This is a genomic window from Pseudooceanicola nitratireducens (assembly GCF_900109195.1).
Classification (GTDB): Bacteria; Pseudomonadota; Alphaproteobacteria; order Rhodobacterales; family Rhodobacteraceae; genus Pseudooceanicola; species Pseudooceanicola nitratireducens.
The window spans coordinates 857,805-882,327 of sequence record NZ_FNZG01000001.1 but is presented as its reverse complement, the minus strand read 5'-3'; the positions used below and the strand labels follow the sequence as shown (position 1 = coordinate 882,327).

Annotated in this window: 31 protein-coding genes; all 31 read right to left on the bottom strand. The window is 64.4% G+C overall.

Annotated elements, in window-relative coordinates; all coding sequences use genetic code 11:
- Nucleotides 1-6: 6 nt before the first annotated feature.
- The 31 genes from BMX99_RS19965 to BMX99_RS03970 all read right to left on the bottom strand — a co-directional run bounded on the left by BMX99_RS19965 (nt 7) and on the right by BMX99_RS03970 (nt 24,523).
- Nucleotides 7-135 carry a hypothetical protein gene (locus BMX99_RS19965; protein ID WP_280140398.1) on the bottom strand — a complete coding sequence of 43 codons (129 nt, stop codon included), beginning with the start codon at nt 133-135 and terminating at the stop codon, nt 7-9.
- Nucleotides 132-737, bottom strand: coding sequence for an NADH-quinone oxidoreductase subunit J (locus BMX99_RS04110; RefSeq protein ID WP_093447567.1), 606 nt, complete (start codon nt 735-737; stop codon nt 132-134). The genes BMX99_RS19965 and BMX99_RS04110 overlap by 4 nt, the downstream gene beginning before the upstream one ends.
- The gene (locus BMX99_RS04105; RefSeq protein WP_093447564.1) at nt 734-1,156 is read right to left on the bottom strand and encodes a carboxymuconolactone decarboxylase family protein; all 423 of its coding nucleotides are present in this window, start codon (nt 1,154-1,156) and stop codon (nt 734-736) included. The genes BMX99_RS04110 and BMX99_RS04105 overlap by 4 nt, the downstream gene beginning before the upstream one ends.
- Entirely contained in the window at nt 1,149-1,550 is a 402-nt protein-coding gene (locus BMX99_RS04100; protein WP_093447562.1) for a carboxymuconolactone decarboxylase family protein, read from the bottom strand. Before BMX99_RS04100 ends, BMX99_RS04105 begins: the two co-directional genes overlap by 8 nt.
- Entirely contained in the window at nt 1,547-2,041 is a 495-nt protein-coding gene (gene nuoI / locus BMX99_RS04095) for an NADH-quinone oxidoreductase subunit NuoI (protein ID WP_093447560.1), read from the bottom strand. The genes BMX99_RS04100 and nuoI overlap by 4 nt, the downstream gene beginning before the upstream one ends.
- A 1-nt stretch (nt 2,042) precedes the next feature.
- Complete coding sequence (locus tag BMX99_RS04090) at nt 2,043-2,345, bottom strand: hypothetical protein (RefSeq protein ID WP_093447558.1); 303 nt, start codon at nt 2,343-2,345, stop codon at nt 2,043-2,045.
- A gap of 1 nt (nt 2,346) precedes the next feature.
- A complete protein-coding gene (nuoH, locus tag BMX99_RS04085; RefSeq protein WP_093447556.1) occupies nt 2,347-3,387 on the bottom strand; it encodes an NADH-quinone oxidoreductase subunit NuoH in 1,041 nt (346 codons plus the stop codon).
- A 6-nt stretch (nt 3,388-3,393) separates the two neighbouring features.
- A complete protein-coding gene (locus tag BMX99_RS04080; RefSeq protein WP_409371767.1) occupies nt 3,394-3,789 on the bottom strand; it encodes a hypothetical protein in 396 nt (131 codons plus the stop codon).
- Nucleotides 3,789-5,843 (bottom strand): NADH-quinone oxidoreductase subunit NuoG, encoded by a 2,055-nt coding sequence (gene nuoG, locus BMX99_RS04075; RefSeq protein ID WP_093447554.1) that lies wholly within the window; start codon nt 5,841-5,843, stop codon nt 3,789-3,791. The genes BMX99_RS04080 and nuoG overlap by 1 nt, the downstream gene beginning before the upstream one ends.
- 104 nt (nt 5,844-5,947) lie before the next feature.
- The gene (locus BMX99_RS04070) at nt 5,948-6,364 is read right to left on the bottom strand and encodes a DUF5333 domain-containing protein (RefSeq protein ID WP_093447552.1); all 417 of its coding nucleotides are present in this window, start codon (nt 6,362-6,364) and stop codon (nt 5,948-5,950) included.
- A gap of 151 nt (nt 6,365-6,515) precedes the next feature.
- On the bottom strand, nt 6,516-6,872 hold the full coding sequence (locus BMX99_RS04065) for a lipoprotein (RefSeq protein WP_139199420.1): 357 nt from the start codon (nt 6,870-6,872) through the stop codon (nt 6,516-6,518).
- On the bottom strand, nt 6,872-8,161 hold the full coding sequence (gene nuoF, locus BMX99_RS04060) for an NADH-quinone oxidoreductase subunit NuoF (protein ID WP_093447548.1): 1,290 nt from the start codon (nt 8,159-8,161) through the stop codon (nt 6,872-6,874). The genes BMX99_RS04065 and nuoF overlap by 1 nt, the downstream gene beginning before the upstream one ends.
- Before the next feature lie 3 nt (nt 8,162-8,164).
- A complete protein-coding gene (locus BMX99_RS04055) occupies nt 8,165-8,386 on the bottom strand; it encodes a DUF5337 domain-containing protein (protein ID WP_093448451.1) in 222 nt (73 codons plus the stop codon).
- A gap of 8 nt (nt 8,387-8,394) precedes the next feature.
- A complete protein-coding gene (locus tag BMX99_RS04050) occupies nt 8,395-9,012 on the bottom strand; it encodes an NADH:ubiquinone oxidoreductase (protein WP_244525587.1) in 618 nt (205 codons plus the stop codon).
- A gap of 99 nt (nt 9,013-9,111) precedes the next feature.
- Nucleotides 9,112-10,422, bottom strand: a complete 1,311-nt coding sequence (locus BMX99_RS04045; RefSeq protein ID WP_093447544.1) for an NADH-quinone oxidoreductase subunit E — start codon at nt 10,420-10,422, stop codon at nt 9,112-9,114.
- Complete coding sequence (locus BMX99_RS19625; protein WP_170848786.1) at nt 10,422-10,574, bottom strand: hypothetical protein; 153 nt, start codon at nt 10,572-10,574, stop codon at nt 10,422-10,424. Before BMX99_RS19625 ends, BMX99_RS04045 begins: the two co-directional genes overlap by 1 nt.
- Nucleotides 10,571-10,852, bottom strand: a complete 282-nt coding sequence (locus BMX99_RS04040) for a hypothetical protein (RefSeq protein ID WP_244525588.1) — start codon at nt 10,850-10,852, stop codon at nt 10,571-10,573. The genes BMX99_RS19625 and BMX99_RS04040 overlap by 4 nt, the downstream gene beginning before the upstream one ends.
- Complete coding sequence (locus BMX99_RS04035) at nt 10,849-12,069, bottom strand: NADH-quinone oxidoreductase subunit D (protein ID WP_170848838.1); 1,221 nt, start codon at nt 12,067-12,069, stop codon at nt 10,849-10,851. The genes BMX99_RS04040 and BMX99_RS04035 overlap by 4 nt, the downstream gene beginning before the upstream one ends.
- 91 nt (nt 12,070-12,160) lie before the next feature.
- Nucleotides 12,161-13,075 (bottom strand): sulfotransferase, encoded by a 915-nt coding sequence (locus BMX99_RS04030; RefSeq protein ID WP_093447540.1) that lies wholly within the window; start codon nt 13,073-13,075, stop codon nt 12,161-12,163.
- A complete protein-coding gene (locus BMX99_RS04025) occupies nt 13,072-13,680 on the bottom strand; it encodes an NADH-quinone oxidoreductase subunit C (RefSeq protein ID WP_093447538.1) in 609 nt (202 codons plus the stop codon). The genes BMX99_RS04030 and BMX99_RS04025 overlap by 4 nt, the downstream gene beginning before the upstream one ends.
- Before the next feature lie 12 nt (nt 13,681-13,692).
- On the bottom strand, nt 13,693-14,226 hold the full coding sequence (locus BMX99_RS04020) for a NuoB/complex I 20 kDa subunit family protein (protein ID WP_093447535.1): 534 nt from the start codon (nt 14,224-14,226) through the stop codon (nt 13,693-13,695).
- Entirely contained in the window at nt 14,217-14,582 is a 366-nt protein-coding gene (locus BMX99_RS04015) for an NADH-quinone oxidoreductase subunit A (RefSeq protein WP_093447532.1), read from the bottom strand. The genes BMX99_RS04020 and BMX99_RS04015 overlap by 10 nt, the downstream gene beginning before the upstream one ends.
- 422 nt (nt 14,583-15,004) lie before the next feature.
- Nucleotides 15,005-15,373 carry a hypothetical protein gene (locus BMX99_RS04010; protein WP_093447530.1) on the bottom strand — a complete coding sequence of 123 codons (369 nt, stop codon included), beginning with the start codon at nt 15,371-15,373 and terminating at the stop codon, nt 15,005-15,007.
- The gene (locus BMX99_RS04005; protein ID WP_093447527.1) at nt 15,361-16,146 is read right to left on the bottom strand and encodes a crotonase/enoyl-CoA hydratase family protein; all 786 of its coding nucleotides are present in this window, start codon (nt 16,144-16,146) and stop codon (nt 15,361-15,363) included. Before BMX99_RS04005 ends, BMX99_RS04010 begins: the two co-directional genes overlap by 13 nt.
- A 32-nt stretch (nt 16,147-16,178) precedes the next feature.
- Nucleotides 16,179-17,033 carry a hydroxymethylglutaryl-CoA lyase gene (locus BMX99_RS04000; RefSeq protein ID WP_093447524.1) on the bottom strand — a complete coding sequence of 285 codons (855 nt, stop codon included), beginning with the start codon at nt 17,031-17,033 and terminating at the stop codon, nt 16,179-16,181.
- Nucleotides 17,030-17,698: a glutathione S-transferase family protein gene (locus BMX99_RS03995; protein WP_093447521.1), complete on the bottom strand. Its 669-nt coding sequence runs from the start codon at nt 17,696-17,698 to the stop codon at nt 17,030-17,032. Before BMX99_RS03995 ends, BMX99_RS04000 begins: the two co-directional genes overlap by 4 nt.
- Nucleotides 17,695-18,357: a glutathione S-transferase family protein gene (locus BMX99_RS03990; RefSeq protein WP_093447519.1), complete on the bottom strand. Its 663-nt coding sequence runs from the start codon at nt 18,355-18,357 to the stop codon at nt 17,695-17,697. Before BMX99_RS03990 ends, BMX99_RS03995 begins: the two co-directional genes overlap by 4 nt.
- 2 nt (nt 18,358-18,359) lie before the next feature.
- Nucleotides 18,360-20,285: an acetyl/propionyl/methylcrotonyl-CoA carboxylase subunit alpha gene (locus tag BMX99_RS03985; RefSeq protein ID WP_093447517.1), complete on the bottom strand. Its 1,926-nt coding sequence runs from the start codon at nt 20,283-20,285 to the stop codon at nt 18,360-18,362.
- 11 nt (nt 20,286-20,296) lie between these two features.
- A complete protein-coding gene (locus tag BMX99_RS03980) occupies nt 20,297-21,259 on the bottom strand; it encodes an NAD(P)H-dependent flavin oxidoreductase (protein WP_093447514.1) in 963 nt (320 codons plus the stop codon).
- Between the two features lie 103 nt (nt 21,260-21,362).
- Nucleotides 21,363-22,970, bottom strand: a complete 1,608-nt coding sequence (locus tag BMX99_RS03975) for a carboxyl transferase domain-containing protein (protein ID WP_093447512.1) — start codon at nt 22,968-22,970, stop codon at nt 21,363-21,365.
- Nucleotides 22,967-24,523, bottom strand: coding sequence for an AMP-binding protein (locus tag BMX99_RS03970; protein ID WP_093447509.1), 1,557 nt, complete (start codon nt 24,521-24,523; stop codon nt 22,967-22,969). The genes BMX99_RS03975 and BMX99_RS03970 overlap by 4 nt, the downstream gene beginning before the upstream one ends.

Sequence of the window (24,523 nt, the reverse complement as noted above, 5' to 3'; positions counted from 1 at the left end):
AGTCCCCTAGACCTTCGTTCTTCTTTGTTTCCAGGCGCGGAGTGCAATCAGCCCCAGCCCGGCTTTCAAAATCCACAGCGCGGCAAGTCCCGCCACGCCCAGCTTGGCAGCCACGGCCGTGATCAGCGCGATCACAGCCCCTGCCCCGGTTTGACGTCCTTCAGCTCCATCGCCTGGGCCGGGTCGCGCCACATCTGCTCCAGCACATTCTGGCGTTTGATGTCGGTGCGGTGGCGCAGGGTCAGCACGATGGCCCCGATCATCGCGACCAGCAGGATCAGGCCCGCCAGCTGGAAGATCAGGAAGTACTGGTCATAGATCAGCAGACCCAGACCCTGGGTGTTCTGCCCCTCGGGCGCGACGGCCAGGCGGTTCGCCTCGGCCATGGCCGAAGTCTCCCACGAGCCGTAGGCCAGGCCGAACTGCATCAGCAGGATGACCCCGATCAGCAGGGCCAGCGGCATGTAGCGCGCCATTTCTGCCTTGAGCGCGGCAAAATCCACGTCCAGCATCATGACCACGAACAGGAACAGCACCGCGACCGCGCCGACGTAGACGATGATCAGCAGCATCGCGACGAATTCCGCGCCCAGCAGGACAAACAGCCCCGCCGCCGACAGGAAGGTCAGGATCAGCCAGAGCACCGAGTGCACCGGGTTGCGGCCGATGACGGTGAACAGCCCGCCGACCAGCGTCGACAGCGCGAAGAGGTAAAAGGCCAGTGCGGTGACGGTCATTCCGTATCCTCGTCTTTCTGCGCCGCTTCGTGATCTTTCATCACGTCATTGGCGATCTCGCCCGCCTTGGTCATGGCGGGCAGTCCGGCGAACATCGACATCTGGGCGATGCATTCACCGATTTCCTGTTTCGTCGCGCCGGCCTCGATCAGGTGGCGGACGGTCATGCGGATCTGCGCCTCGGCCTGGGCACCCTGCATGGTCAGGCCGGCCAGCGTCAGGAACAGGCGGGTCTTGGCGTCCAGACCTTCCGTGTTCAGCGTCTTGCCGAAGGCCATCTCCATCCATTCCTTGGGCATGGTCGGCCAGAGCGCGTCGAAGCCCTTGGGCGTGAAGGTTTCCAGCGCGGGGTTCATCGCTTTCACCATTTCCTGCGCCTGGCTCATCATCAGCTCGAACGGGGTTTTGGCGTCAGCCATCGGCGGTCTCCTCGGCTGCAAAAACCTCAAGCGCGGCGTTCAGGGCGTTGAACATGGCGGGCATGCCACCATAAAGCGACATCTGATAGATCGCCTCGGCCACCTCTTCGCGGCTGGCACCCAGCTTGCGGGCGGCGGCGACGTGGATTTTCAATTGCGGGCGGGTCTGCGCCCCCATGGCCGCAAGCGCCGCAATGGTCAGAAGTTCCCGCGTCTTCTGATCCAGAACGCCACGCGTGTAGAGCCGGCCGTTCTGTTCGACCAGATCACGCGCCAATCCCGGCAAGAGCGCGTCATAACGGGCGCGCAAGGCGTCTTCCATTCCGGGGTTGGTGTCCTCGGTGAAGGCCTTGCCACGCGCATAGGCGTCCTTATTGGGGTCGTCCAGGCTCATCGGTAGGGCGCATCCAGTTCCAGGTTGCGGGCGATTTCCGCTTCCCATCTTTCACCGTTCGCCAGCAGCTTTTCCTTGTCATAGAACAGCTCTTCCCGGGTTTCGGTGGCGAATTCGAAGTTCGGACCTTCGACGATGGCATCGACCGGGCAGGCCTCTTGGCAGAAGCCGCAGTAGATGCATTTCGTCATGTCGATGTCGTAGCGCGTGGTCCGGCGGGATCCGTCCTCGCGCGGTTCGGCGTCGATGGTGATGGCCTGGGCGGGGCAGATCGCCTCGCACAGCTTGCAGGCGATGCAGCGTTCCTCGCCATTGGGATAGCGACGCAGCGCGTGTTCGCCGCGGAAGCGGGGCGACAAGGGCCCCTTTTCATGCGGGTAGTTCAGCGTCGCCTTGGGTTTGAAGAAATACTTCAAACCCATCTTGAAGCCCTGCCAGACGTCCATCAGCAGGAAGTATTTTGCAGCGCGGGTATAGTCGATCTGAGTCATCTCAAAGGACCTTTCTCAGGACATTCTTGGACTGCCAGTCTGACAGATTGTTCACAGAAAAATCATTGCGAGATTGGAATGTCATGTAGCCTTTTGGGCTTGGAACAATTGCATCTATATGCCCGAATTTCAGATCTTCATGAGCTTCGTTGGCCGCTTCTTCGCCAGGCCAAAGCCCCTCAATTTGGTCATCGACAGCAAGGTAATATCCCTTATTTTCAGGACGGATCTCGCTGAGGTAGGGCACCAAGCTCAGCTTGAAGCCTTGTTTCGTCACGTGATCGTAGCGAAGAGCATAGTCCATCTCAGCCTCCGATCATCCAGCGGGCATAGGCCCCGCCGAGCAGTTCAAATTTGGCAAGGAAGGCGACGATCACGACCCAGCCAAGCGACAGGGGCAGGAAAACCTTCCAGCCGATGCGCATCAGCTGGTCGTAGCGGTAGCGCGGCACCACGGCCTTCACCAGCGCGAAGACGAAGAAGACCATGACCATCTTCAGGATGAACCACAGCACGCCGTCCGGCAGGCCCGGGATCGGCGACAGCCAGCCGCCGAAGAACAGCAGCGACGCCAGGGCACACATCAGCACGATGGCGAAATATTCACCGATCATGAACAGCAGGAAGGGGGTCGAGGAATATTCAACCTGGTAGCCCGCCACCAGTTCGGATTCCGCCTCGGGAAGGTCGAAGGGCGGGCGGTTGGTTTCCGCCAGGGCCGAGATGATGAAGAGGAACAGCATCGGGAAATGCGGCAGCCAGTACCAGGAGAACAACCCATAGGCCCCGTCCTGCGCCGCCACGATGTCGCCGAAGTTCATCGACCCGGTCGAGATGATCACACCGATGATGATCAGACCGATCGAGACCTCGTAGGAAATCATCTGTGCCGCCGACCGGAGCGAGCCGAGGAACGGATATTTCGAGTTCGATGCCCAGCCGCCCATGATCACGCCGTAGACCTCAAGCGAGGACATGGCGAAGACGTAAAGGATCGCGACGTTGATGTCCGACACCACCCAGCCGTCGTTGAAGGGGATCACCGCCCAGGCGATCAGCGCCAACACGAACGACAGCATAGGTGCCAGAAGGAAGACGAACTTGTCAGCGCCCGCCGGGATCACCACCTCTTTGGTGATGTATTTGCCGAAGTCCGCGAAGGACTGAAGCAGACCGAAGGCACCAACGACGTTCGGGCCCTTGCGCAGCTGGACGGCGGCCCAGATCTTGCGGTCTGCGTACAGCAGGAAGGCCAGAGCCACCAGCAGGGGGACCACCAGCAGCAGGACCTGACCAAGGGTCAGGAGAAGGATGCCGAGGGGGTGAGTGGAAAAGAAATCAGCCATAGGTCCTCACACCGTGGGTATTCCGTTGCTTTTGCAGTTCTCGACGGTCACTTCCGCGTCGATCGTGCGTAGCCCGGCGGGGATCGCCGCCGAGATGGTATAAATCGCATCCGCCTGCCAGAGGCCAGAGACTTCCGCGGTTTTCGTGCGCAGATGCCGGGCAAAACCAAAGCCCCGGATCAGCGTGTACTGGGCGGCGGCGCATTCCGCATAGTCGGTCACGTCCTGATCACCGCGGGCACCGCGCATCTTGACGTGAAAGGCCACCAGGTCGTTGTCCAGAAGCCGCGTCTCGATCCCCTCATAGCTGGGCGCAAAGGGCACCTGGGCCGCGCGCGACACCTGGTCTTGCGCGGTGCAGGCGGCCAGCAGGCCCGCCGAGGTTATGAGAGCGGCGCGGATCACTCGGCCGCCACGGCCGGGTTGGCGCGGGCTGCGGCGTTGGCAGACAGTTCCGCCATCACCTGGCTGGCGCGGGCAATCGGGTTCGTCAGGTAGAAATCCTTGATCGGATTGACGAAACTTGCCTCGCCCAGTTTGCCGGTCGACAGCGGGACCCAGTCGTTTTCCGGCACCTGGTCGATCTGTTTCAGATGCGGCACCTCGGCCACCAGCGCCTGGCGCAGCTGTGCCAGGGTGTCGAAGGGCAACGCCTGGCCGGCCTCGGCCGACAGGGCGCGCAGGATGGCCCAGTTTTCCTTGGCCTCACCCGGGGCGAAACCGGCGCGCAGCGCCAGCTGCGGGCGGCCTTCGGTGTTCACGAACAGGCCGTTTTCTTCCGTATAGGCGGCACCGGGCAGGATGACGTCGGCGCGGTGTGCGCCCCGGTCGCCGTGGCTGCCCTGGTAGATCACGAACGGCGCAGATTTTTCATGCGCTACCGCTTCGCTGCTTGAGCGCGGGGCGATTTCAACCTCATCCGCGCCCAGGTTATAGACAACCTCGGCCCCGTCGATGGCAGCGGACAGCCCGCCTTCGGTCACGGCACCGATGTCCAGGGCACCAACGCGCGATGCGGCGGTGTGCAGGACCATCAGTTTCGAGTTGGTCTTGGCGGCGACATCCATGGCGGCGGCCAGCACGGCCTCACCATCGGCTTCACGCAGGGCACCCTGCCCCACGATCACGATCGACGCGGCGTCCTTGACGGCCCCGAAGTCGTGGTTCTGCAGATCGGCCAGCGCCTTACGGTCGGTGCCCATGTGGGCGTATTCATAGGTCAGATCAGCGGCTTCGCCGATCAGCCCGATGTTTGCGCCATTGATCCAGGCCTTGCGGATCCGGGCGTTCAGCACCGGGGCCTCGACCGCCGGGTTGGTGCCGATCAGCTGGATGAACTGCGCGCTGTCCAGATCCTCGACCGTGGCGGTGCCGACATAGGCCCCCCGGTTGCCGGCGGGCAGTTTCGCGCCATCGGTGCGGCATTCAACGGTGCCGCCCAGACCTTCGATCAGTTGCTTCAGGGCAAATGCAGCCTCGACCGGGGCGAGATCACCGATCAGGCCGGCAATCTTCTTGCCCTTCATCGCCTCGGCCGCCTTGGTCAGCGCCTCGGGCCAGGTGGCCGGGCGCAGCTTGCCGTTTTCGCGGACGTAAGGACGGTCCAGACGCTGGCGGCGCAGGCCATCCCAGACGAAACGCGTCTTGTCGGAAATCCATTCCTCGTTCACGCCATCATGGTTGCGCGGCAGGATGCGCATGACTTCGCGGCCCTTGGTGTCGACGCGGATGTTCGACCCAAGCGCATCCATCACGTCGATGGTTTCGGTCTTGGTCAGTTCCCACGGGCGGGCGGTGAAGGCGTAGGGTTTCGAGACCAGCGCACCGACCGGGCAAAGGTCGATGATATTGCCCTGCAGGTTCGACTCCAGCGTCTGGTTCAGGTAGCTGGTGATCTCCGCATCCTCACCGCGGCCGGTCTGGCCCATCTGCATGATGCCCGCGACCTCGGACGTGAAGCGGACACAGCGCGTGCAGGAAATGCAGCGCGTCATGTGGGTTTCGACCAGCGGGCCCAGATCCAGATCGTCGCTGGCGCGCTTGGGTTCGCGGTAGCGCGAGAAATCGACGCCATAGGCCATCGCCTGGTCCTGCAGGTCGCATTCGCCGCCCTGGTCGCAGATCGGGCAATCCAGCGGGTGGTTGATCAGCAGGAATTCCATGACCCCTTCGCGGGCCTTCTTGACCATCGGGCTGTTGGTCTTGACCACCGGCGGCGCGCCTTCCGGCCCGGGGCGCAGATCCTTGACCTGCATCGCGCAGGAGGCGGCGGGCTTCGGCGGGCCGCCGACGACCTCGACCAGGCACATGCGGCAGTTGCCCGCGATGGACAGACGTTCGTGATAGCAAAAGCGCGGGACCTCGATCCCGGCCTGCTCACAGGCCTGGATCAGGGTCAGGGCGGGATCGACCTCGATCTCTTGATCGTCGATGATGATCTTGCGCAGGTCAGACATGGTCTCTCACTTTGCTGTCTTTGTGCCGGGGTGCGGCGCTGTCTTTTCCCCGGCGCTTCCGCCGGGGTCATTGTTTCGGGTCGTGCGGTCCGGGCCGCTGGCCATCACCTGAGGAAGGCGCCGATCTGGCTGTTGGCAGCCATCTCCATCTGGCCCAGTTTGCACAGGTCTTCGTTGGTCTCGGGGTCAAGCCCCTTGGACCGCATGTATTCCGCACCGATGGCGCGCATGCGGGATTTCTCTTCGTCGCTTTTGACGTAGGCTTTGATCTCGGCGTCCGAATAGCCCATGTCCTTGGCCTTGACCCGAAGCGAATTCAGGAAGGCCAGGCCCTTGAGCGTGCGGGCGTTGATCGTGTCGCAGCGGTCGCTGATCTCGATCGCCATCGCGACCGAGAACATCGGGCGGTCGATCTCGGGCACGTCGCGCAGCGGTGTCCCGGCGCTGGCGCTTGCAACGCTCAGCCCCATGGCTCCGCTCAGCAGCAGTGCAGTCAGCTTGGTCATCTTCTTCAGGCGCATGTCGGTTCCCCTTTCTTGCAGCCGGGGGCGGCAAATCGGGCCGCCCCATCTGCTACGCAGATGGGTGCAGGGGCCATTGCTATGCAATAACGCGGCCCGCAAGGGGTTGGAATGCGTGCGAATTCGCCGATCCCAGGGATATGAGGGGCGCTTAGCGCCATCCCTGACACTCCCCGCTCAGAACCAGGGCGCCGTTGACGATCGGCAGTTCGGCATCCTCGACGTCCGGAGAGACGTCCCAGGTCAGATCGGACCGGCCGTACTGCCGGATGCAATAGGTGTTCGCCCGGTGCCGCGCCGCTTCGCGCGCGCCCAGGACCGACCGGCCGGCATCATTGACCGTGACCACGAATGCGGCGCGGTTGTCGCGGTCCTTGTCCAGCTTCACGCGGAAGTACTGGCCGTCAAAGGACTGGCGGTTGCCGAACATGTTGTTGTTGCCCTTGCGACCGCAGGCGGTCAGGGCGGTCACAGCAACAAGCGAAAGGATCAGGACAGGTTTCATCATCATTCTGCTGCCACCGCCGGGGTGCGTTTGTGCTTGATCCGGTCCTCGATCACGTCGCGGAAGTTGCGGATCAGGCCCTGGATCGGCCAGGCGGCCGCATCGCCCAGGGCGCAGATGGTGTGGCCTTCGACCTGCTTGGTCACGTCCCAGAGCATGTCGATTTCCTCGGGGCTGGCTTCGCCCTTCACCAGGCGTTCCATCACTCGCATCATCCAGCCGGTGCCTTCGCGGCAGGGCGTGCACTGGCCGCAGCTTTCGTGCTTGTAGAACTTGGCCAGACGCCAGATCGCCTTGATGATGTCGGTCTGCTTGTCCATCACGATGACCGCCGCGGTGCCAAGGCCCGAGCCAAGCTCGCCCCGCAGGTAATCGAAATCCATGATCGCGTCGCGCATCTTTTCGCCGCGCACACATGGCACCGAGGACCCGCCGGGGATCACCGCCAGCAGGTTGTCCCAGCCGCCACGGATACCGCCGCAATGCTTCTCGATCAGTTCTTCGAAGGAGATCGACATCGCCTCTTCGACGACGCAAGGGTTGTTCACATGGCCCGAGATCGCAAACAGCTTGGTGCCCGCGTTGTTTTCCCGGCCAAAGCCCGCGAACCATTCCGGGCCACGCCGCAGGATGGTGGGCGCAACGGCGATGGATTCCACGTTGTTCACCGTGGTCGGGCAGCCGTACAGGCCGGCCCCGGCAGGGAACGGAGGCTTCATCCGCGGCATGCCCTTCTTGCCCTCAAGGCTTTCCAGCAGCGCGGTTTCCTCACCACAGATATAGGCCCCTGCCCCGTGGTGCAGGTACAGATCAAAATCCCAGCCGGATTTCGCAGCGTTGCGGCCCAGCAGACCGGCGTCATAGCATTCGTCGATCGCGGCCTGCAGCGCCTCGCGCTCGCGGATATATTCGCCGCGCAGGTAGATATAGCAGGTATGCGCGTTCATCGCGAAGGACGCGATCAGGCAGCCTTCGATCAGCGTGTGCGGATCGTGGCGCATGATTTCCCGGTCCTTGCAGGTGCCGGGTTCGGATTCGTCCGCGTTCACAACCAGATAGGCGGGGCGGCCATCGCTTTCCTTAGGCATGAAGGACCACTTCAGCCCCGTGGGGAAACCCGCGCCGCCGCGACCGCGCAGACCCGAGGCCTTCATCTGGTCGATGATCCAGTCGCGGCCCTTCTGGATGATGCCAGCGGTGCCGTCCCAATGCCCACGGGCCATCGCGCCCTTCAGGGAACGGTCATGCATGCCGTAGATATTGGTGAAGATGCGGTCTTGATCCTTGAGCATGCTCTACCCTTTGTCATCCTGGCGCGCGCGCCAAATCTGCAACGTGACCACCAGCGCCCAGACAAAGGCGGCGATGGCCAGGAAATCGAACAGGAAGGCATAGCGCATCGGCAGGCCCAGCATCGGGCCCAGGAATTGAGCCGCAATCCAGATCGCCATTGCGCCTGCAATTACCAAAGCGACCATCCGGCCCTTCTTTGCAATGGCGTCTTCCCTGTTCGTCATCATTCCACTCACTGCGCGCGCCCCTTGGAAGCGCGGCTTGAAAATTCGGTCTCCTGCCCGGAGGCAAGCGTTCTGGCTTGATCGACCCAGGCGTCCCGGCTGACCCGACCCTTGAACCCCTTGAGGTTCTGATCGACCCAGGCGACGTCCGAAGGGCCCCAGGCGGCGATCTGGTCGAAATGGAAATACCCCATCTCGTTCAGCATGCCCTGCAGCTTCGGGCCGACGCCCTTGATCTTTGTCAGGTCGTCCGCGCCACCGTCGCGGGCCTGTTCCAGGCCCTCTGGGCGGGTGCCTTCACTGTCGGCGGCCTTCGGCGGCGTCGTGTCCTCTGCCGGGGCCGCGAGCGGCGCGGTAACCTCGGCTGCGGGGGCCTTGGTGTCCTCGGCCGGCGCGTCTGACGCTTCGCCGGGTGCCTCAACCGGCGCCGGCGGCACAGGAGCAACGGGCGCTGCGGCCGGGCTGGGGGCCATCGGGGTCGGCGTCGGTGTCAGCGGCGTGGTGGCGGGGGGCGTCATGGACGTGCCCTCGGGCTCTGCCGCGTCATTGCAGACAAAGGTGACCAGCGCGTAACCGACGATGCCTGCCACGATGACCGCAAGGACCAGCGCAAGAAATGCGGACATGCCCGGCGTCATCATCGCAAAGGCCGCGAGGCCGGCGATGACACCGATAATCCAGCAAATTGTCTTACACGTCAGTCCCATAGGTCAGCTGCGTCCCGATCAGTCGTAGACGTCCCCTTTTTTCACACGGTTGGCAAATTCGGTCGTGCCGCCCTCGGCCAGGATCTTTGCCTGGTCGATCCAGTTGTCGCGGCTGGCGCGGCCCTTGAAGCCCTTGAGGTTGCCATCGATCCAGGCCAGTTCCTCGGCCCCCCATTCGGCGATCTGGCCGAAGTGGTAGATGCCAAGGTCGTTGCACATCTTTTCCAGCGCCGGGCCCACGCCCTTGATCATCTTCAGATCATCGGCCTGGCCACCCTGCGGGGCGCTGATGCCCTCGGGCTGGCGGCCTTCGCCTTCGGCGGGGGTTACGCTGCCCGGGCCCTCGGCGGCGGCAGCGGCTGCGGCGGCCTTGTCACTGGTTGCTTCGGACGCGGCCCCTGCGGATTTCGCGGCCTTCGCCTTGGCGGCTTCGGTCTTGATCGCGGTTCCGGACTTGGCGGGTTTCGCATCCGCGCCGGTGCCGGCGGGTTCGTCTTTCGACTGCGGCTTGGCGGCGGATTTGGCCTTGGCTTCCTGTTCCGTCGTGCCGGTCTTGTCGGCCGCTTCGCCCTTGGCGGGGCGCGGTTCGGGCTTGGCCTTGGGCGTTGCCTTGGCACCGGACTGGTTCAGCCAGGGCGTCAGCAGCGGTACTTCGGTGCCGTCGATGCGCTTGACCGTGTCACCGATGTCCGTCGCCAGCGCGGCCGAGGCATTGTACTGCGTGCGCCCGCTGTCATATTCCGTCAGCGAGGTCAGACCCTTGAGAGGTTCTGCGGCATAACGGCCATTCTGCGGACCCGGCACCGGCACCTTGCCCGCGCCCAGGTCCTTGATGATCTGGCGCAGGCCTTCCGCGGTCAGGTCTTCGTAATAATCCTTGCCGATCTGGGCCATCGGCGCATTGGCGCAGGCCCCCAGGCATTCAACCTCTTCCCACGAGAACTTGCCATCGGCGGACAGCTGATGGGCTTTCGGCGCGATTTCTTCCTGGCAGACACCGATCAGGTCCTCGGCCCCGCAGATCATGCACGACAGCGTGCCGCAGATCTGGATATGAGCAACGGATCCAACCGGTTGCAGCTGGAACATGAAGTAGAACGTGGCCACCTCAAGCGCGCGGATATAGGCCATGCCCAGCATCTCGGCGACATGTTCGATCGCCGGGCGGGTCAGCCAGCCTTCCTGTTCCTGGGCACGCCACAGCAGCGGAATGATCGCGCTGGCCTGGCGGCCTTCGGGGTATTTCGTCATCTGCGCCTCGGCCCATTTCTGGTTCGCGGGCGTGAAGGCAAAGCTAGCGGGTTGGTCTTTGTGCAGGCGGCGCAGCATCAGTCGGTTTGCCCCTTGAAGTCTACGATGGTCAATCTACGGGCCGCACTCCGGCGGTCCGCTGTCCTGGCAGATGCCCCGGCCCCGGCAAAGACCGGAAGCAGCGCGGTCAGCGCGGCGGCGATCAGGGTCGGGACAATCGCGGGGATCATGCGGCACAGGCTCCGGTCATCAGTTTCACGCTGCCGTCTTCCAGCTTTCCAGCCTGGCCGTTGGCCAGTTTGAAGGCGGTCATCTCAAGCACCTGGTCGCGGGTCATGCCGGTCTGCAGTTCGACAGGCAGGTAATCCTTGTCGGACCGCATCACGCAACCGACCGAGGCCACGGCATCGTCATAGGCCGTCACCGCATCCGCCGGCACGCCCGAGGGCGGCATGGCACAGGCGGCCAGCAGGCCGATCACGGGAAGGGAAAGCGCAAAACGGGTCACCTGTCGATCTCTCCGAACACGATGTCGAGCGTCCCGATGATCGCCGCCACGTCGGCCAGCTGGTGGCCGCTGGCGATATGGTCGATCGCTGCAAGATGCGGGAAGCCCGGCGCGCGCAGCTTGGCGCGGTAGGGTTTGTTCGATCCGTCCGACACGAGGTAGACGCCGAATTCGCCTTTCGGGGCCTCGACCGCGGCATAGACCTGGCCTTCGGGCACCTTGAAGCCTTCGGTGTAAAGCTTGAAGTGGTGGATCAGCGCCTCCATCGAGGTCTTCATCTCACCGCGTTTCGGCGGGGTGATCTTGCCCCGGGCCAGAACGTCGCCCTGCCCTTCCGGCGCGCGCAGTTTTTCCAGCGCCTGCAGGATGATGCTGGTGGACTGGCGCATTTCCTCGACCCGGCACAGATAGCGGTCATAGCAGTCGCCGTTCTTGCCCACGGGGATCTGGAAGTCGAATTCGTCATAGCATTCATAGGGCTGCGCGCGGCGCAGGTCCCAGGCAAAGCCCGAACCGCGGACCATCACGCCCGAGAAGGCATAGTTCTGGATATCTTCCTCGGTCACGACGCCGATGTTGACGTTGCGCTGCTTGAAGATCCGGTTTTCCGTCAGCAGGTTGTCCAGATCGTCGAGGAATTCGTAGAAACGGCCGGTCCATTCCTCGATATCGTCCAGAAGCTTGGGCGGCAGGTCCTGGTGGACGCCGCCGGGGCGGAAATAGGCCGCGTGCAGACGCGCGCCACAGGCCCGTTCGTAGAAGATCATCAGCTCTTCCCGATGTTCGAACCCCCAAAGCGGCGGGGTCAGCGCGCCGACGTCCATGGCCTGGGTGGTGACGTTCATCAGGTGGTTCAGAACCCGGCCGATTTCCGAATAGAGCACCCGGATCAGCGAGGCGCGGCGCGGCACCTCGACCCCGGTCAGCTTCTCGATCGCGAGGCACCAGGCGTGTTCCTGGTTCATCGGCGACACGTAATCCAGCCGGTCCAGGTAGGGCAGGTTCTGCAGGTACGTCCGGCTTTCCATCAGCTTCTCGGTGCCACGGTGCAGCAGACCCACGTGGGGGTCGCAGCGTTCCACGATCTCACCGTCGAGTTCCAGAACCAGCCGCAGCACGCCGTGCGCCGCCGGGTGCTGAGGCCCGAAGTTGATGTTGAAGTTGCGGATCTTCTGTTCGCCCGTCTGGGCGTCGCCGAACTGGTTGGAGCCGTCCATCATTTCAGGTCTCCCTTGCGAAGGCACAATTTCAATTTGAATCTTTGATGCGGCTCTAGGACACCAAGCCGCCAGCTTGCGTGCGTCACTGTCATGTCATCCATTGTTCCGGAACCTCTGCTCCAAAGCGTGACCTGACATAATCGTATGTCCCAGCCAAGCTTTCGCGTGCAGTGCGGCGTGCAATTGCGGATAGCTCCACTTCACCGGCGAGACCACCGTAGACACGTTGGTCGAACCGGGCCTCCAGACCATCTAGGCCTAGAAAAGCGCCAAGTCGATTGATCGATTTTTTGGTGAATAGCGTTTCATAAAACATGAAGATCGCGTTCGCCCCCGCCATTTCCAAAGCGGTGATCGTTTCATCATACCTGGACCGACGATAGTCAGGGTCGTAGACATCGTCACAAGCACGAAGGAAGGCCTTTTCAAGCGCTGCGGCATGGCGTCCTTCGCGCACCAGCTTGCTGTCTTCGGTAAGCAATGGCCGGAACCGTTGTTTGACTCCAGACCAAAGGCGGTCAACCGGGTCGCGCATCAAGAAAACAAAACGGACATCCGGATGGATCTCAATCATCTCGGCGAAAGTGGATGCGCTGCACAAAGAATACGCCGGCGTCACCTCAGACACGACTGCTTGCCCGGTGCGGCCACTCGAAAGAAAATTGGCATAATCAACGTGGGAAACCGGATCCGCACCAAAAAGCTCCTCTCCTCGATCCTTCGGTTTGCGCATGAAAGACCGAGCCAATTTCTTGATCCGGGGGGTCGGCGACGTGCCTCCCCCCCCCTGCCAGGCCATTTTGTCCCAGCGAATGTAGGGCGAGCGCACGACGTCCCAATAGTGGACTTCCTTTTCGCGCATATGCACGTTGACGTGGCGCGCCAATTGGGCGGCTAGCCAAGTCGTACCACTTTTCTGTGCCCCTACGCCAATCACGACCGTTCGGACATCGCGGTCGAACAGACCATGAGACAATTCGACTTTGGTGGCGATTCGGCTCACTTCGCCCCCTCCTCCTTCTCATCCCCCGGAAGCACGTATTTCGCGCCTTCCCAGGGGGACATGAAATCGAACTGGCGGTATTCCTGCACCAGTTTCACCGGCTCGTAGACGACGCGCTTGGCGGTCTCGTCATAGCGGACTTCGGTGTAGCCGGTGGTCGGGAAATCCTTGCGCAGCGGGTAGCCGCGGAAGCCATAGTCGGTCAGCAGGCGGCGCATGTCGGGATGACCCGAGAAGATCACGCCGAACATGTCGAAGACCTCACGCTCGAACCAGTTGGCCGAGGGGTGCACCGAGGTGATCGAGGGCAGCATCTCGTCCTCGCGCACGGAAGCGCGCAGGCGGATGCGGTGGTTCTGGTACATCGACAGGAAGTGGTAGACCACGTCGAACCGCTTGCCCCGCGCGGGGTAGTCGACGCCGGTGATGTCCACCAGGGTCGAGAACTTGCAGGTCGCATCGGTGCGCAGGAAGTCCACCAGCCCGGCGATGTTCGCCGGGGCCACGTCCACCGTCAGTTCGTCCAGGGTGATGTCCCAGCCCAGGACGCAGTCGGGGCGCTTGAGTTCGATATAGGCGCCGAGTTCCTTGAGTGCTTCGGTCATGTCTCCGGGCCCTTATCTGGTGATCGTGCCGGTGCGGCGGATTTTGCGGGCCAGCTGCATGATGCCATACAGCAGCGCCTCGGCGGTCGGGGGGCAGCCGGGGACATAGATGTCCACGGGCACGATCCGGTCACAGCCCCGCACGACGGAATAGCTGTAGTGGTAATAGCCGCCGCCATTGGCGCAGGACCCCATGGAGATCACGTAGCGCGGTTCGGGCATCTGGTCGTAGACCTTGCGCAGCGCGGGGGCCATCTTGTTGGTCAGCGTGCCGGCAACGATCATCACGTCGGACTGACGCGGGGAAGCGCGCGGCGCGATACCAAAACGTTCGGCGTCGTAACGCGGCATCGAGGTATGCATCATCTCGACCGCGCAGCAGGCCAGGCCGAAGGTCATCCAGTGCAGCGATCCGGTGCGCGCCCAGTTGATCAGATCCTCGGTCGAGGTCAGCAGGAAGCCCTTGTCCTGAAGCTCGCGGTTCAGCGCCTGGGTCGCATGCTCCTTGTCGGCGCCTGCGGTGTTGAGAGCGGTGCTTACTGCCATTCCAGGGCGCCTTTCTTCCATTCGTATGCAAAGCCGATGGTCAGCACGCCAAGGAAGACCATCATCGACCAGAAGCCGGCCATCGAGATATCCTTGAAGGCCACAGCCCAGGGGAACAGCATCGCGATTTCCAAGTCGAAGATGATGAAGAGGATCGAGACCAGGTAGAACCGGACATCGAACTTCATCCGGGCATCGTCAAAGGCGTTGAACCCGCATTCGTAGGCCGAGACCTTTTCCGGATCGGGATTGCGCACGGCGATGATGATCGCGGCGATGATAAAGACGAGGCCAAGCCCGATAGCGACAACAAGGAAAACGAGAATGGGAAGGTATTCCCGAAGCATCTCTTCCACGTGGATGGCTCCTTTTCTGTGGCCAGGACAGAGCGTAAGCCATCTGTCCATGCTGTAGGCGGTTTACTCCTGCCCCTTGTCAGGGTCAACCAAGGGGACCGACATTCGCGAAGTGTCTGTCTTTGTATGGCGATTTCGCCAGAAATCAATCTTCCTATGGTTTCCAAAGCCTTAGGAAACCTATCCCGAGTCTTTTTGTCGGATTTATGCCCGAACAGCACCTCGAATCCCGGCATAGCAGCCAGGGCTGAACCATCGGTGAAGAACCCCCTGTAATCACGGGCGGAGGCCCGTGTTTCGAAGGCTGGGTGTGGGGTTCGGGGTTGGTGGCATGTCGCGGGCGATGGCCCCGGATCAGACGCTGCGCGGGGGGATGCGACAAAGCCGCTCATCCGTGCCCCGCCCCCGACCCAGGTACGGGATCAGAGAGTGACGACCAGGATCATCGCCAGGCTCATCACCACCGTGACCGGCCCCCAAAGCCTGCGTTCGGGCAGCGACGGGGTGATCAGGTTCAGGACGGTCGTCATCAGGCACAGACCCAGTACGGAATACAGCCCCCAGCCCTGCACCACCGCCCAGCCGCGCACATGGGCCAGCACCAGCCAGGCCATCGCCAGCCAAAGCAGCGCAAAGACCAGCGCCGAAAACCGCATGAACAGCGGAAGGCGGCCGGGATAGCGGCCGCCCATGGTCAGATGCCCCCAGGGTCTGCCCGCCGCCAGCCCCAGCTGGAACCCGGCGACGACCACGGCGAGGGCCGCGAAGATCAGTCCGCCTAGGACTGCCACGCCGGTTTTTCCTTGGCGAAGAAGGCGCTGATGCCGGCGCGGGCTTCCTCACCCTCCCAGCAGGCGACGAGTTCCCCGATGGAATGTTCGATCACTTCGGGCGTGATCGGCGGCCCCAGGTGGCGCAGCAGCGCCTTGGCGCGGGCGACGGCCTGGGGCGCGGTCTGCAGATAGGGCGCGACCTCGGCCTCGATCGCGGCGTCCAGATCCTCGGGGGCGACAGCGCGGGCCAGCAGACCCAGCTCGACCGCCTCTGCGCCCTTGAAGGCGCGGCCGGACATGAAGACGCGGCGGGCGTTTGCCTCGCCCATGCGGGCGGCGACGTAGGGGCCGATGGTGGCGGGGATAAGGCCCAGCCGGGTTTCGGTCAGCGCCATGGTCACCTCACTCGTGCCGATGGCGATGTCGCAGACCGAGGCCATGCCGACTCCGCCGCCAAAGGCATTGCCGTGGATGCGCCCGATCACCGGCTTGGGGATCAGGTTTATGGCCTGCAGCATATAGGCCAGGGCACCGGCCTCTTTCGCGCGGGTTTCGGGCGTGGCGTCGAACTGATCGCGCATCCAGCCCAGATCGCCCCCGGCACAGAAGGTCCGGCCCTTGGCGGCCAGGATCACCACGCGGATCGCGTCATCCTGACTGATGGCGGTGGCGGCTTCGTGCACCTCGCGGATCATCTGCGCCGAGAGGGCGTTGTGCTTGTCCGCCCGATCCAGCCAGAGCGTCGCGACGCCCCGGCCCTCCACCTCGACGGTTACGGTTTCATGGCTCATTCTGGTCCCTCCCCCTTTCGGAGTATTGCGCGTCAGGCCGGGCTGCGCATGGCGCGGGCCATGTCGGCAGCGCGGATCAGCAGATCGCGGTTCAGCCCGCTGTCATAGCCAAGCGCGGTCAGTCGGTCATGCACCGCCTCGGTCGCCACATTGCCTGCGGCCCCCGGCGCATAGGGACAGCCGCCCAGGCCACCGACGGCCGCATCAAAGACCCGCAGGCCCTTTTCCAGCGAGACCTCGATATTCTCCAACGCGCGCCCGGCGGTGTCGTGGTAATGCCCGGCCAGGCGGGGCGCAGGCAGTTCCTCTAGCACCGCATCCAGCATCTCGCCGATGCTCTCGGGGGTGCCGCGCCCGATGGTGTCGCCCAGGCTGATTTCGTAGCACCCCATGTCGCGCAGCGCGGCGGCCACGCGGGCGACGGCCCCCGGCGGGGTCGCGCCGTCATAAGGGCAGTCGGTCACGCAAGAGATATAGCCGCGCACCGGCAATCCGTTTTCCATCGCGGCCTGCGCCACGGGGGCAAAGCGTTCCAGGCTTTCCGCGATCGAGGCGTTGATATTCGCCCGCGAGAACCCTTCCGAGGCCGAGCCGAAGATCGCCACCTCGTCCGCGCCGGCGGCCATGGCATCCTCGAACCCGCGCATATTGGGGGTCAGCGCCGCATAGCGCACGCCCTTGGTACGGGTGATCCCGGCCAGAACCTGCGCCGATCCGGCCATCTGCGGCACCCACTTAGGCGACACGAAGCTGGCGCATTCGATGCGGCGGAACCCGGCCCCCGACAGGCAATCGACCAGGGCGATTTTCTCGGCCACGGGAATGTCGCGCTTTTCGTTTTGCAGCCCGTCGCGGGGGCCGACCTCGAAGATCTCAACCTGGGTCATTGGATCGTCCATGCGGGGTAGAAGTCCTGGGTGTAGATGCCACCGCCCTCGGGTGGCAGCGAGGATCGGAAGGCGGGCCGTTCTTCCAGCCGTTCGAACCATTTCGCCGTTTCCGGGAATTCGTCGAGCGGCGCGAAGAAGCGCGCCAGATAGACCGCCTGCCCCACGGCGATATCCGCCGCAGAAAAGCCCGAGGTCAGCAGGTAATCGCGGTTCTCGACCGGCGTGGACAGCCGACCTTCGATCGCGGCATAGCATTTGGCCAGACGCGCGGCCTCCAGCTTCATCACAATGGGAGAGCGCATGGCGTCATCGTAGATCGCCACATGCTGCTGGGTCAGGGCGGCGGAATGCTGGGTGATGGTTTCGGCAAAATGCAGCCAGACCAGCCAGTCGGGCCGGTCCAGATCCCCCGACAACCGCCCCAGCCCGCGTTCGGGAAAGCGTTCGCAAAGGATTTCCATAAGCGCACCGGATTCGAAATAGGTCTCACCGTCCATTTCCAGCGCGGGCACACGGCCCGCGGGCGACAGCGACAGGAATTCCGGCGCGCGCAGGGATTTGTCGAAGGCATGGGGCACGACGGTGAAATCGACGTCCAGTTCATGCAACAGCCAGAGCACGCGCATCGACCGGGTCTGCGGACAATGGTGAAGGGTGATCACGCCCCGACCTCGTAGAAATCCTTGCCGGGAAAGTTGCGTTCGCCGTCCAGCGCGCAGGCCGCCTTGTGTCCCGGGCGGTCTGCCATGCGGGCGTTATAGGCCTGAATGTTCGGAAAATTCTCTAGCCGGACGTATTTGCCCGCCGCCGTCAGGGTAAAGCCGTACATCGTGTCGGCCGCCGAAAACCCGCTGGCCAGGATGTGGTCCTGCGTGCCCAGCAGCTGTTCCAGCGGCATCAGCGTGGCGGCCAGCCGCTTGGCCTCGATCTTGACCACTGTGTCGGACCGGTCCTCGGGGTTTCGCAGGAAGATCCACTGCAGGTTCAGACCGGCGATCAAATGGCCGATGGTCTCGGCGTAATGCATCGCCTCAAGAAAAGGCACGCGCTCTGCATCGCCCGGGGCGCGGCCCAGCCCGTGTTCGGGCCGCGTTTCGCACAGGTATTCGCAGATCGCGCCGCTTTCATAGATCACCGTGCCGTCAATCTCGAGCGCGGGGATCCGCCCGGCCGGAGATTTGGCCAGGAATTCAGGGCTGCGCATCGAGCCGTCCTGGATCTTCCATTCGACGATCTCGGGCGTGATGCCCATTTCCTGAAGCAGCCAGAGCGTCCGGAAGGAACGCGCGCCGGGAACGTGATGCAGGACGGGTGTGGTCATTCTTACTCCTCGAGTCGGATCAGCGGGGCACCCGCTTCGACCTGCGCACCATCGGCCACCAGGACCTCGGCCACAACCCCGTCGCGCGGGGCGGTCAACGCATGTTCCATCTTCATCGCTTCCAGCACGGCCAGGCGCATGCCCGCCGTCACCTGCTGCCCGACCGCGGCCAGCATGGATTTCACCAGACCGGGCATCGGGGCCTCGATCAGGTTGCCGCCCGCGCCCCCATCGGCCGCACGATCCAGCGGGTCGATACGGGTGAAGGCATGGCCGTATCCGGTAAACAGCGTGATGTCGTCGCCGTCGCGGTGGAAGGCCGGGGCCGCCTTGCCGTTCAGCTGCCAGCCGTTGAGGTAGGTCGCAATGACCTCGTGCTCCCCGACGGCGATCCGGTGTTCTGCCCCCTTGCTGGTGATGTGCAGGGTCAGGTCATCTGCGCCGTGGCGCAGGGTGACACTGCGCGTCAGCCCGTCCCACAGGGTAAAGCCCCCCAGCCCCTGCGGCACCGCATCCAGCCCAAGCGCCACCATCCCGGCCCAGGCGATATCTTCGCCCCCCGTCTGCGGCGCACGCGCCAGCGCGTCGATGTCGCGCCCGATCAGCCCGGTGTCCACGTCGCCCTTGGCGAAACCTTCGTGGCCAGCCAGCGCGCCCAGAAAGGCCAGGTTCGTCACCGTGCCCGCCACCTGTGTCTGGCCCAGCGCCTGCGACAGGCGTTTCAGCGCGATGTCGCGGGTCGGCCCATGGGTGATGACCTTGGCAATCATCGGGTCGTAATGGGGGCTGATCACATCGCCCGAGCGCACGCCGGTATCGGCCCTCGCCCCATCGGGAAAGGCCAGATGCGCCAGACGCCCCGTGGCGGGCAGGAAGCCCGCCGGCACGTCCTCGGCATAAAGCCGGGCCTCGAAGGCATGGCCGGTGATGGTCAGATCCTCCTGGGCGGCGGGCAGCGCTTCGCCGCTGGCGACGCGCAGCTGCCATTCCACCAGATCGACGCCGGTGATCGCCTCGGTCACGGGGTGTTCCACCTGCAGGCGGGTGTTCATCTCCATGAACCAGAAGCCATCGGGGCGCAGCCCGTTGCTGCCATCGACGATGAACTCCACCGTGCCCGCACCTTTATAGCCAATGGCCTCGGCCGCGCGCACCGCCGCCTGCCCCATGGCCTCGCGCATTTCTTGCGTCATGCCCGGCGCGGGGGCTTCCTCGATCACCTTCTGATGGCGGCGCTGCAGGGAACAATCGCGTTCGAACAGATGCACGGCACGGGTGCCATCGCCAAAGACCTGCACCTCGATATGGCGCGGCTTTTCGACGAATTTCTCGACCAGCACGGCGGGGTTGCCAAAGGCAGTCTTGGCCTCGCCCCGTGCACTGGCCAGCGCATCGGCGAAATCGCCGGGGGCCTCGACCAGACGCATGCCCTTGCCGCCGCCGCCCGCCACGGCCTTGATCAGCACCGGATAGCCGATCTGATCGGCGGCTTCGGACAGCACCGCATCGGCCTGATCCTCACCGTGATAGCCCGGCACGACCGGCACGCCGGCCTTCTCCATCAGCGCCTTGGCGGCATCCTTCAGCCCCATGGCGCGGATCGCCTTGGCCGTGGGGCCTATAAAGACCAGCCCGGCCGCTTCCACCGCCTCGACGAAATCGGGGTTTTCGGAAAGGAAGCCATAGCCCGGATGGATCCCCTGCGCGCCCGTGGCTTTCGCCACGTCAATGATCGCATTGCCGCGCAGATAGCTGTCGGCCGGGGCCGGCCCGCCGATATGCACCGCCTCATCCGCCATCGCCACATGGCGCGACGCGGCATCGGCGTCGGAATAGACGGCCACGGTTTTCACCCCAAGGGCCCGGGCAGATTCAATAACGCGGCAGGCGATTTCACCGCGGTTGGCAATCAGGATCTTGTCGAACATCTTGGTCCTCCTCAGCGGCGCCAGCCGCCCGTGATCAACTCTTCGGCCTCTCGGGCCATGCGGGTCACGATCTCGGCCGCGCCCGGTGTGTCTTGGATCAGCCCCACGGCTTCGCCCGCAATGGGCGGCGCGATCTCGGCATTGCCCTGGGCTGCGGCCTTGGCATAGGCGGCGTGCAGGTCGGGGCGCTGACGGAGCCCGTCGGGATCGCCCTCCCAGGCTTGGGTAAAGGCGTTGCGCACGGTGCGGATCGTGAAGGGCGCGGGCCAGTCCAGCCCCCGCGCGATATCCGGCAAGGACGAGCGCAGGGTCTGATCCCCCGTCGCCGCCACCCCGGCCTCGCGGATCGCCTCGGGCACCAGCGCCTCGCGGCAGGCCCAGAAGCGGGTGCCAACCAGAACCCCGTCCGCCCCCAGCATCAGCGCCGCCGCCAGCCCGCGCCCGTCGGCGATCCCGCCGGCGGCCAGCAAGATGACCTCGGGTGCTTCCCGCGCCAGGACATCCGCCACTTCCGGCACCAGCGTCATGGTCCCGCGCGTGGCCCCGTGGCCCCCGGCCTCTCCGCCCTGGGCCACCACCACGCGCGCACCTGCAGCCACCGCCTGGCGCGCATGGTCCAGCGTCTGCACCTGGCAGATCAGCGGCACACCCGCTGCGGCGATTTCCGCGGCAAAGGGTGCCGGATCGCCAAAGGACAGGAACAGCGCTGCCGGATCATGCTCCAGCACGCGGTTCAGCAATTCAGGCTTTTCGGCCAGCTTCCAGGTGATGAACCCACAGCCGACCCGCGCATTGCCCGCATCGCGGAACGCCGTGTCGATCCACCCCGCATCGCCATAGCCGCCGCCGATCAGCCCCAGACCGCCTGCGCCCGACACGGCCGAGGCCAGCGCCCCACCCGCCGCCAGCGCCATGGGGGCCGAAACAATCGGATTCTCCAGCCCGAAGGCCCTGGTCAATCTCGTCTCGATCATCGCGCGCCCCCCTCGATCATCTTGCCCGAAATACTCCGGGGGGCCGCGCCTTGCGCGGCGGGGCAGCGCCCCATGCCCTCTCCGCTATCGCAAACGCAGGCCATCACATCCGGAACACGCCAAAGCGCGTCTCTTCGATCGGGGCATTCAGCGCGGCACGCAGGCTCAGCGCCAGCACCTCGCGCGATTTGCGCGGGTCGATCACCCCGTCATCCCACAGCCGGGCCGAGGCATAAAGCGGATGCGACTGGCGTTCGAACATCTCGATGGTGGGGCGCTTGAAGTCCGCCTCTTCCTCGGCGGACCAGCTGCCGCCGGTGCGTTCGATGCCGTCGCGTTTCACCGTGGCCAGCACGCCCGCCGCCTGTTCCCCGCCCATCACGCTGATGCGCGAATTGGGCCAGGTCCACAGGAAGCGCGGGCTGTAGGCCCGTCCGGCCATGCCATAGTTCCCCGCCCCGAAGGATCCGCCCACCAGCATGGTGATCTTGGGCACATTGGTGCTGGCCACGGCGGTGACCATCTTGGCCCCATGCCGCGCGATGCCTTCATTTTCATACTTCCGACCGACCATGAAGCCGGTGATATTCTGCAGGAATACCAGCGGGATACGGCGCTGCGAACAAAGCTCGACGAAATGCGCGCCCTTCTGGGCGGCCTCGGAAAACAGCACGCCGTTGTTGGCCACGATGCCTACGGGCATGCCCATGACATGGGCGAAGCCGGTCACCAGCGTCTCGCCAAAGCGCGGCTTGAATTCGTCGAACCGCGATCCGTCGACCATACGCGCGATGACTTCGCGGATGTCATAGGGCGTGCGCAGATCGGCCGGCACGACGCCGATGATCTCATCGGGGTCATAGGCCGGCTCCTCGGGCGACTGCAGTTGCAGGTGGCTGACATGGGGCGCAAAGCCCAGGCTGCCGACGGCGCGGCGGGCCAGGGCCAGCGCATGGGCATCATCCTCGGCCAGGTAATCCGCAACGCCCGACAGCCGGGTGTGCACGTCGCCGCCGCCCAGATCCTCGGCCGACACGACCTCTCCGGTTGCGGCCTTGACCAGCGGCGGGCCGGCAAGGAAGATCGTGCCCTGTTCCTTCACGATGATCGTCACGTCCGACATCGCGGGCACATAGGCCCCCCCGGCGGTGCAGGATCCCATGACCACGGCGATCTGGGGGATGCCCTTGGCGCTCATCCTTGCCTGGTTGTAGAAGATCCGGCCAAAGTGGTCGCGGTCGGGAAAGACCTCGTCCTGGTTCGGCAGGTTGGCCCCGCCGCTGTCGACCAGGTAGACGCACGGCAGATGATTTTCCTCGGCAACCTCCTGGGCACGCAGGTGTTTTTTCACCGTCATCGGGTAATATGTGCCGCCCTTCACGGTGGCGTCGTTGCAGACCACCATGACCTCGCGGCCCTGCACGCGACCGATGCCGGTGATGATCCCGGCACAGGGCGCGGCATTGCCGTACATGTCATGCGCGGCGGTCGCCCCCAGTTCCAGGAAGGGCGAGCCGGGATCAAGCAGCCCGGCCACACGGTCACGGGGCAGCAGCTTGCCGCGGCTCAGGTGACGGTCGCGGGATTTCTCGCCTCCACCCAGGGCGGCGGCTTCGGCGGCCTCCTGCACCACTTGCAGCGCGGCCAGATGACCATCGCGGTTGCGGCGGAAGTCTTCGGACGATGCGATCGCCCCGGAACGTAGTTTCATGACTGTGCCTCCTGAATGGCGCGGGCCTTCAAGTCCTTGCGGATCACCTTGCCGGTGACCGTCATCGGCAGCGCCTCGACAAAGGTGATTTCACGCGGGTAGTTGTGGCCCGACAAGCGGGATTTAACATGGTTAACAATGTCTTGCTCGGTCTCGGGCGATGCCGCAGCTCCGGGTTTCAAGACGATGTAGGCCTTGACGATTTCGGTACGCAGCGGATCGGGTTTACCCACGACACCAGCGGTAGCAACGGCCGGATGGGTCAGCAGGCAATCCTCGACCTCGCCAGGGCCGATCCGGTAGCCGGACGAGGTGATGACGTCATCCTCGCGCCCGACCAGGCGCAGGTAGCCACCCTCCATCACGCCGCGATCGCCGGTCAGCATCCAGTCGCCGCGGAACTTCTCGGCGGTGGCGTCGGGCTTTTGCCAGTATTCCAGCATCATCGAGGCCGATCCTCGCCTGATGGCCACATCGCCTTCGGAATCCGTTAACTCTCCTGCGGCGTCGATCACCGCAACGTCGTGGCCGGGCACGGGCCGGCCCGCGCAGCCCGGCGCACCGGGGAAAGAGGCCCCGCAGGAGGACACGACCATGTTGCATTCGGTCTGGCCGTAGAATTCGTTGATGGTCAGCCCCATGGCGTCGCGCCCCCAGGCCAGCATCTCGTCCCCAAGGGGTTCCCCGCCCGAGGCCACGGACCGCAGGCCGGGGATCTTCGCGCCCTCGGCCTTCAGCATACGCAGGGCGGTCGGCGGGAAGAAGACGTTGCGAATGCCTGTCTCCGCGATCAGGTCAACGCAGGCGGTGACCGAGAATTTCGGCATCCTGGCCGCCACCACAGGCACGCCAAGCGCCAGCCCTGGCATCAGCACGTCGAACAGCCCGCCGATCCAGGCCCAGTCCGCCGGGGTCCAAAGGCAATCGCCCTCACCCCCCAGAAAATCATGGGACAATTCCACGCCGGGCAGATGGCCGGTCAGCACACGATGCGCATGCAGCGCGCCCTTGGGCTTGCCGGTCGTGCCCGAGGTATAGATCAGGACGGCCGGATCCTCGGCCCCGGTCTGAAGCGTCGGGGTGAACATGTCGGGCAGCCCGTCCTCTGGCACCAGGGACGTCACCCCAAGGGGGCCCAGCATCGCCGCGCCTTCCGCATCGCTGATCGCCAGCGTCAGCCCGCTGTCCATCACCCGGCTGCGCAGGGCGTCTTCGCGGAACAGCTTGAACAGCGGCACGGAAATCGCGCCGACCTTCCAGATCGCGATATGGGCGGCGGCGCACCAGGCGTCCTGCGACCGCAGCACGCCGACCCGGTCCCCCGCAACGATGCCGCGATCCAGCAGCGCCGTGGCCATGGTTTCCGCCATTTCGCGCAGCGCGGCATAGGACACGTCGCGCCGGCGCGGGCCGGTCATGTCGATGATCGCCGTGCGCGCCGGTTCCCGCGCAGCCCAATCGTCGCAGACCTGCGTCGCCATGTTCAGCCGGGACGGGATGTCCCAGCTGAAGCCCTTGGTCAGGCTGTCGAAATCCGTGTCGCGCGACAGCAT

Excerpts from the sequence above, each read along its gene's own strand:
- BMX99_RS04110 (WP_093447567.1), bottom strand. The coding sequence starts at position 737 with ATGACCGTCACCGCACTGGCCTTTTACCTCTTCGCGCTGTCGACGCTG.
- BMX99_RS04105 (WP_093447564.1), bottom strand. The coding sequence starts at position 1,156 with ATGGCTGACGCCAAAACCCCGTTCGAGCTGATGATGAGCCAGGCGCAG.
- BMX99_RS04100 (WP_093447562.1), bottom strand. The coding sequence starts at position 1,550 with ATGAGCCTGGACGACCCCAATAAGGACGCCTATGCGCGTGGCAAGGCC.
- nuoI (WP_093447560.1), bottom strand. The coding sequence starts at position 2,041 with ATGACTCAGATCGACTATACCCGCGCTGCAAAATACTTCCTGCTGATG.
- BMX99_RS04090 (WP_093447558.1), bottom strand. The coding sequence starts at position 2,345 with ATGGACTATGCTCTTCGCTACGATCACGTGACGAAACAAGGCTTCAAG.
- nuoH (WP_093447556.1), bottom strand. The coding sequence starts at position 3,387 with ATGGCTGATTTCTTTTCCACTCACCCCCTCGGCATCCTTCTCCTGACC.
- nuoG (WP_093447554.1), bottom strand. The coding sequence starts at position 5,843 with ATGTCTGACCTGCGCAAGATCATCATCGACGATCAAGAGATCGAGGTC.
- BMX99_RS04070 (WP_093447552.1), bottom strand. The coding sequence starts at position 6,364 with ATGCGCCTGAAGAAGATGACCAAGCTGACTGCACTGCTGCTGAGCGGA.
- BMX99_RS04065 (WP_139199420.1), bottom strand. The coding sequence starts at position 6,872 with ATGATGAAACCTGTCCTGATCCTTTCGCTTGTTGCTGTGACCGCCCTG.
- nuoF (WP_093447548.1), bottom strand. The coding sequence starts at position 8,161 with ATGCTCAAGGATCAAGACCGCATCTTCACCAATATCTACGGCATGCAT.
- BMX99_RS04055 (WP_093448451.1), bottom strand. The coding sequence starts at position 8,386 with ATGACGAACAGGGAAGACGCCATTGCAAAGAAGGGCCGGATGGTCGCT.
- BMX99_RS04050 (WP_244525587.1), bottom strand. The coding sequence starts at position 9,012 with ATGTCCGCATTTCTTGCGCTGGTCCTTGCGGTCATCGTGGCAGGCATC.
- BMX99_RS04045 (WP_093447544.1), bottom strand. The coding sequence starts at position 10,422 with ATGCTGCGCCGCCTGCACAAAGACCAACCCGCTAGCTTTGCCTTCACG.
- BMX99_RS19625 (WP_170848786.1), bottom strand. The coding sequence starts at position 10,574 with ATGATCCCCGCGATTGTCCCGACCCTGATCGCCGCCGCGCTGACCGCG.
- BMX99_RS04035 (WP_170848838.1), bottom strand. The coding sequence starts at position 12,069 with ATGGACGGCTCCAACCAGTTCGGCGACGCCCAGACGGGCGAACAGAAG.
- BMX99_RS04025 (WP_093447538.1), bottom strand. The coding sequence starts at position 13,680 with ATGACCGAAGCACTCAAGGAACTCGGCGCCTATATCGAACTCAAGCGC.
- BMX99_RS04020 (WP_093447535.1), bottom strand. The coding sequence starts at position 14,226 with ATGGCAGTAAGCACCGCTCTCAACACCGCAGGCGCCGACAAGGAGCAT.
- BMX99_RS04005 (WP_093447527.1), bottom strand. The coding sequence starts at position 16,146 with ATGAGCCATGAAACCGTAACCGTCGAGGTGGAGGGCCGGGGCGTCGCG.
- BMX99_RS04000 (WP_093447524.1), bottom strand. The coding sequence starts at position 17,033 with ATGACCCAGGTTGAGATCTTCGAGGTCGGCCCCCGCGACGGGCTGCAA.
- BMX99_RS03990 (WP_093447519.1), bottom strand. The coding sequence starts at position 18,357 with ATGACCACACCCGTCCTGCATCACGTTCCCGGCGCGCGTTCCTTCCGG.
- BMX99_RS03985 (WP_093447517.1), bottom strand. The coding sequence starts at position 20,285 with ATGTTCGACAAGATCCTGATTGCCAACCGCGGTGAAATCGCCTGCCGC.
- BMX99_RS03980 (WP_093447514.1), bottom strand. The coding sequence starts at position 21,259 with ATGATCGAGACGAGATTGACCAGGGCCTTCGGGCTGGAGAATCCGATT.
- BMX99_RS03975 (WP_093447512.1), bottom strand. The coding sequence starts at position 22,970 with ATGAAACTACGTTCCGGGGCGATCGCATCGTCCGAAGACTTCCGCCGC.
- BMX99_RS03970 (WP_093447509.1), bottom strand. The coding sequence starts at position 24,523 with ATGCTGTCGCGCGACACGGATTTCGACAGCCTGACCAAGGGCTTCAGC.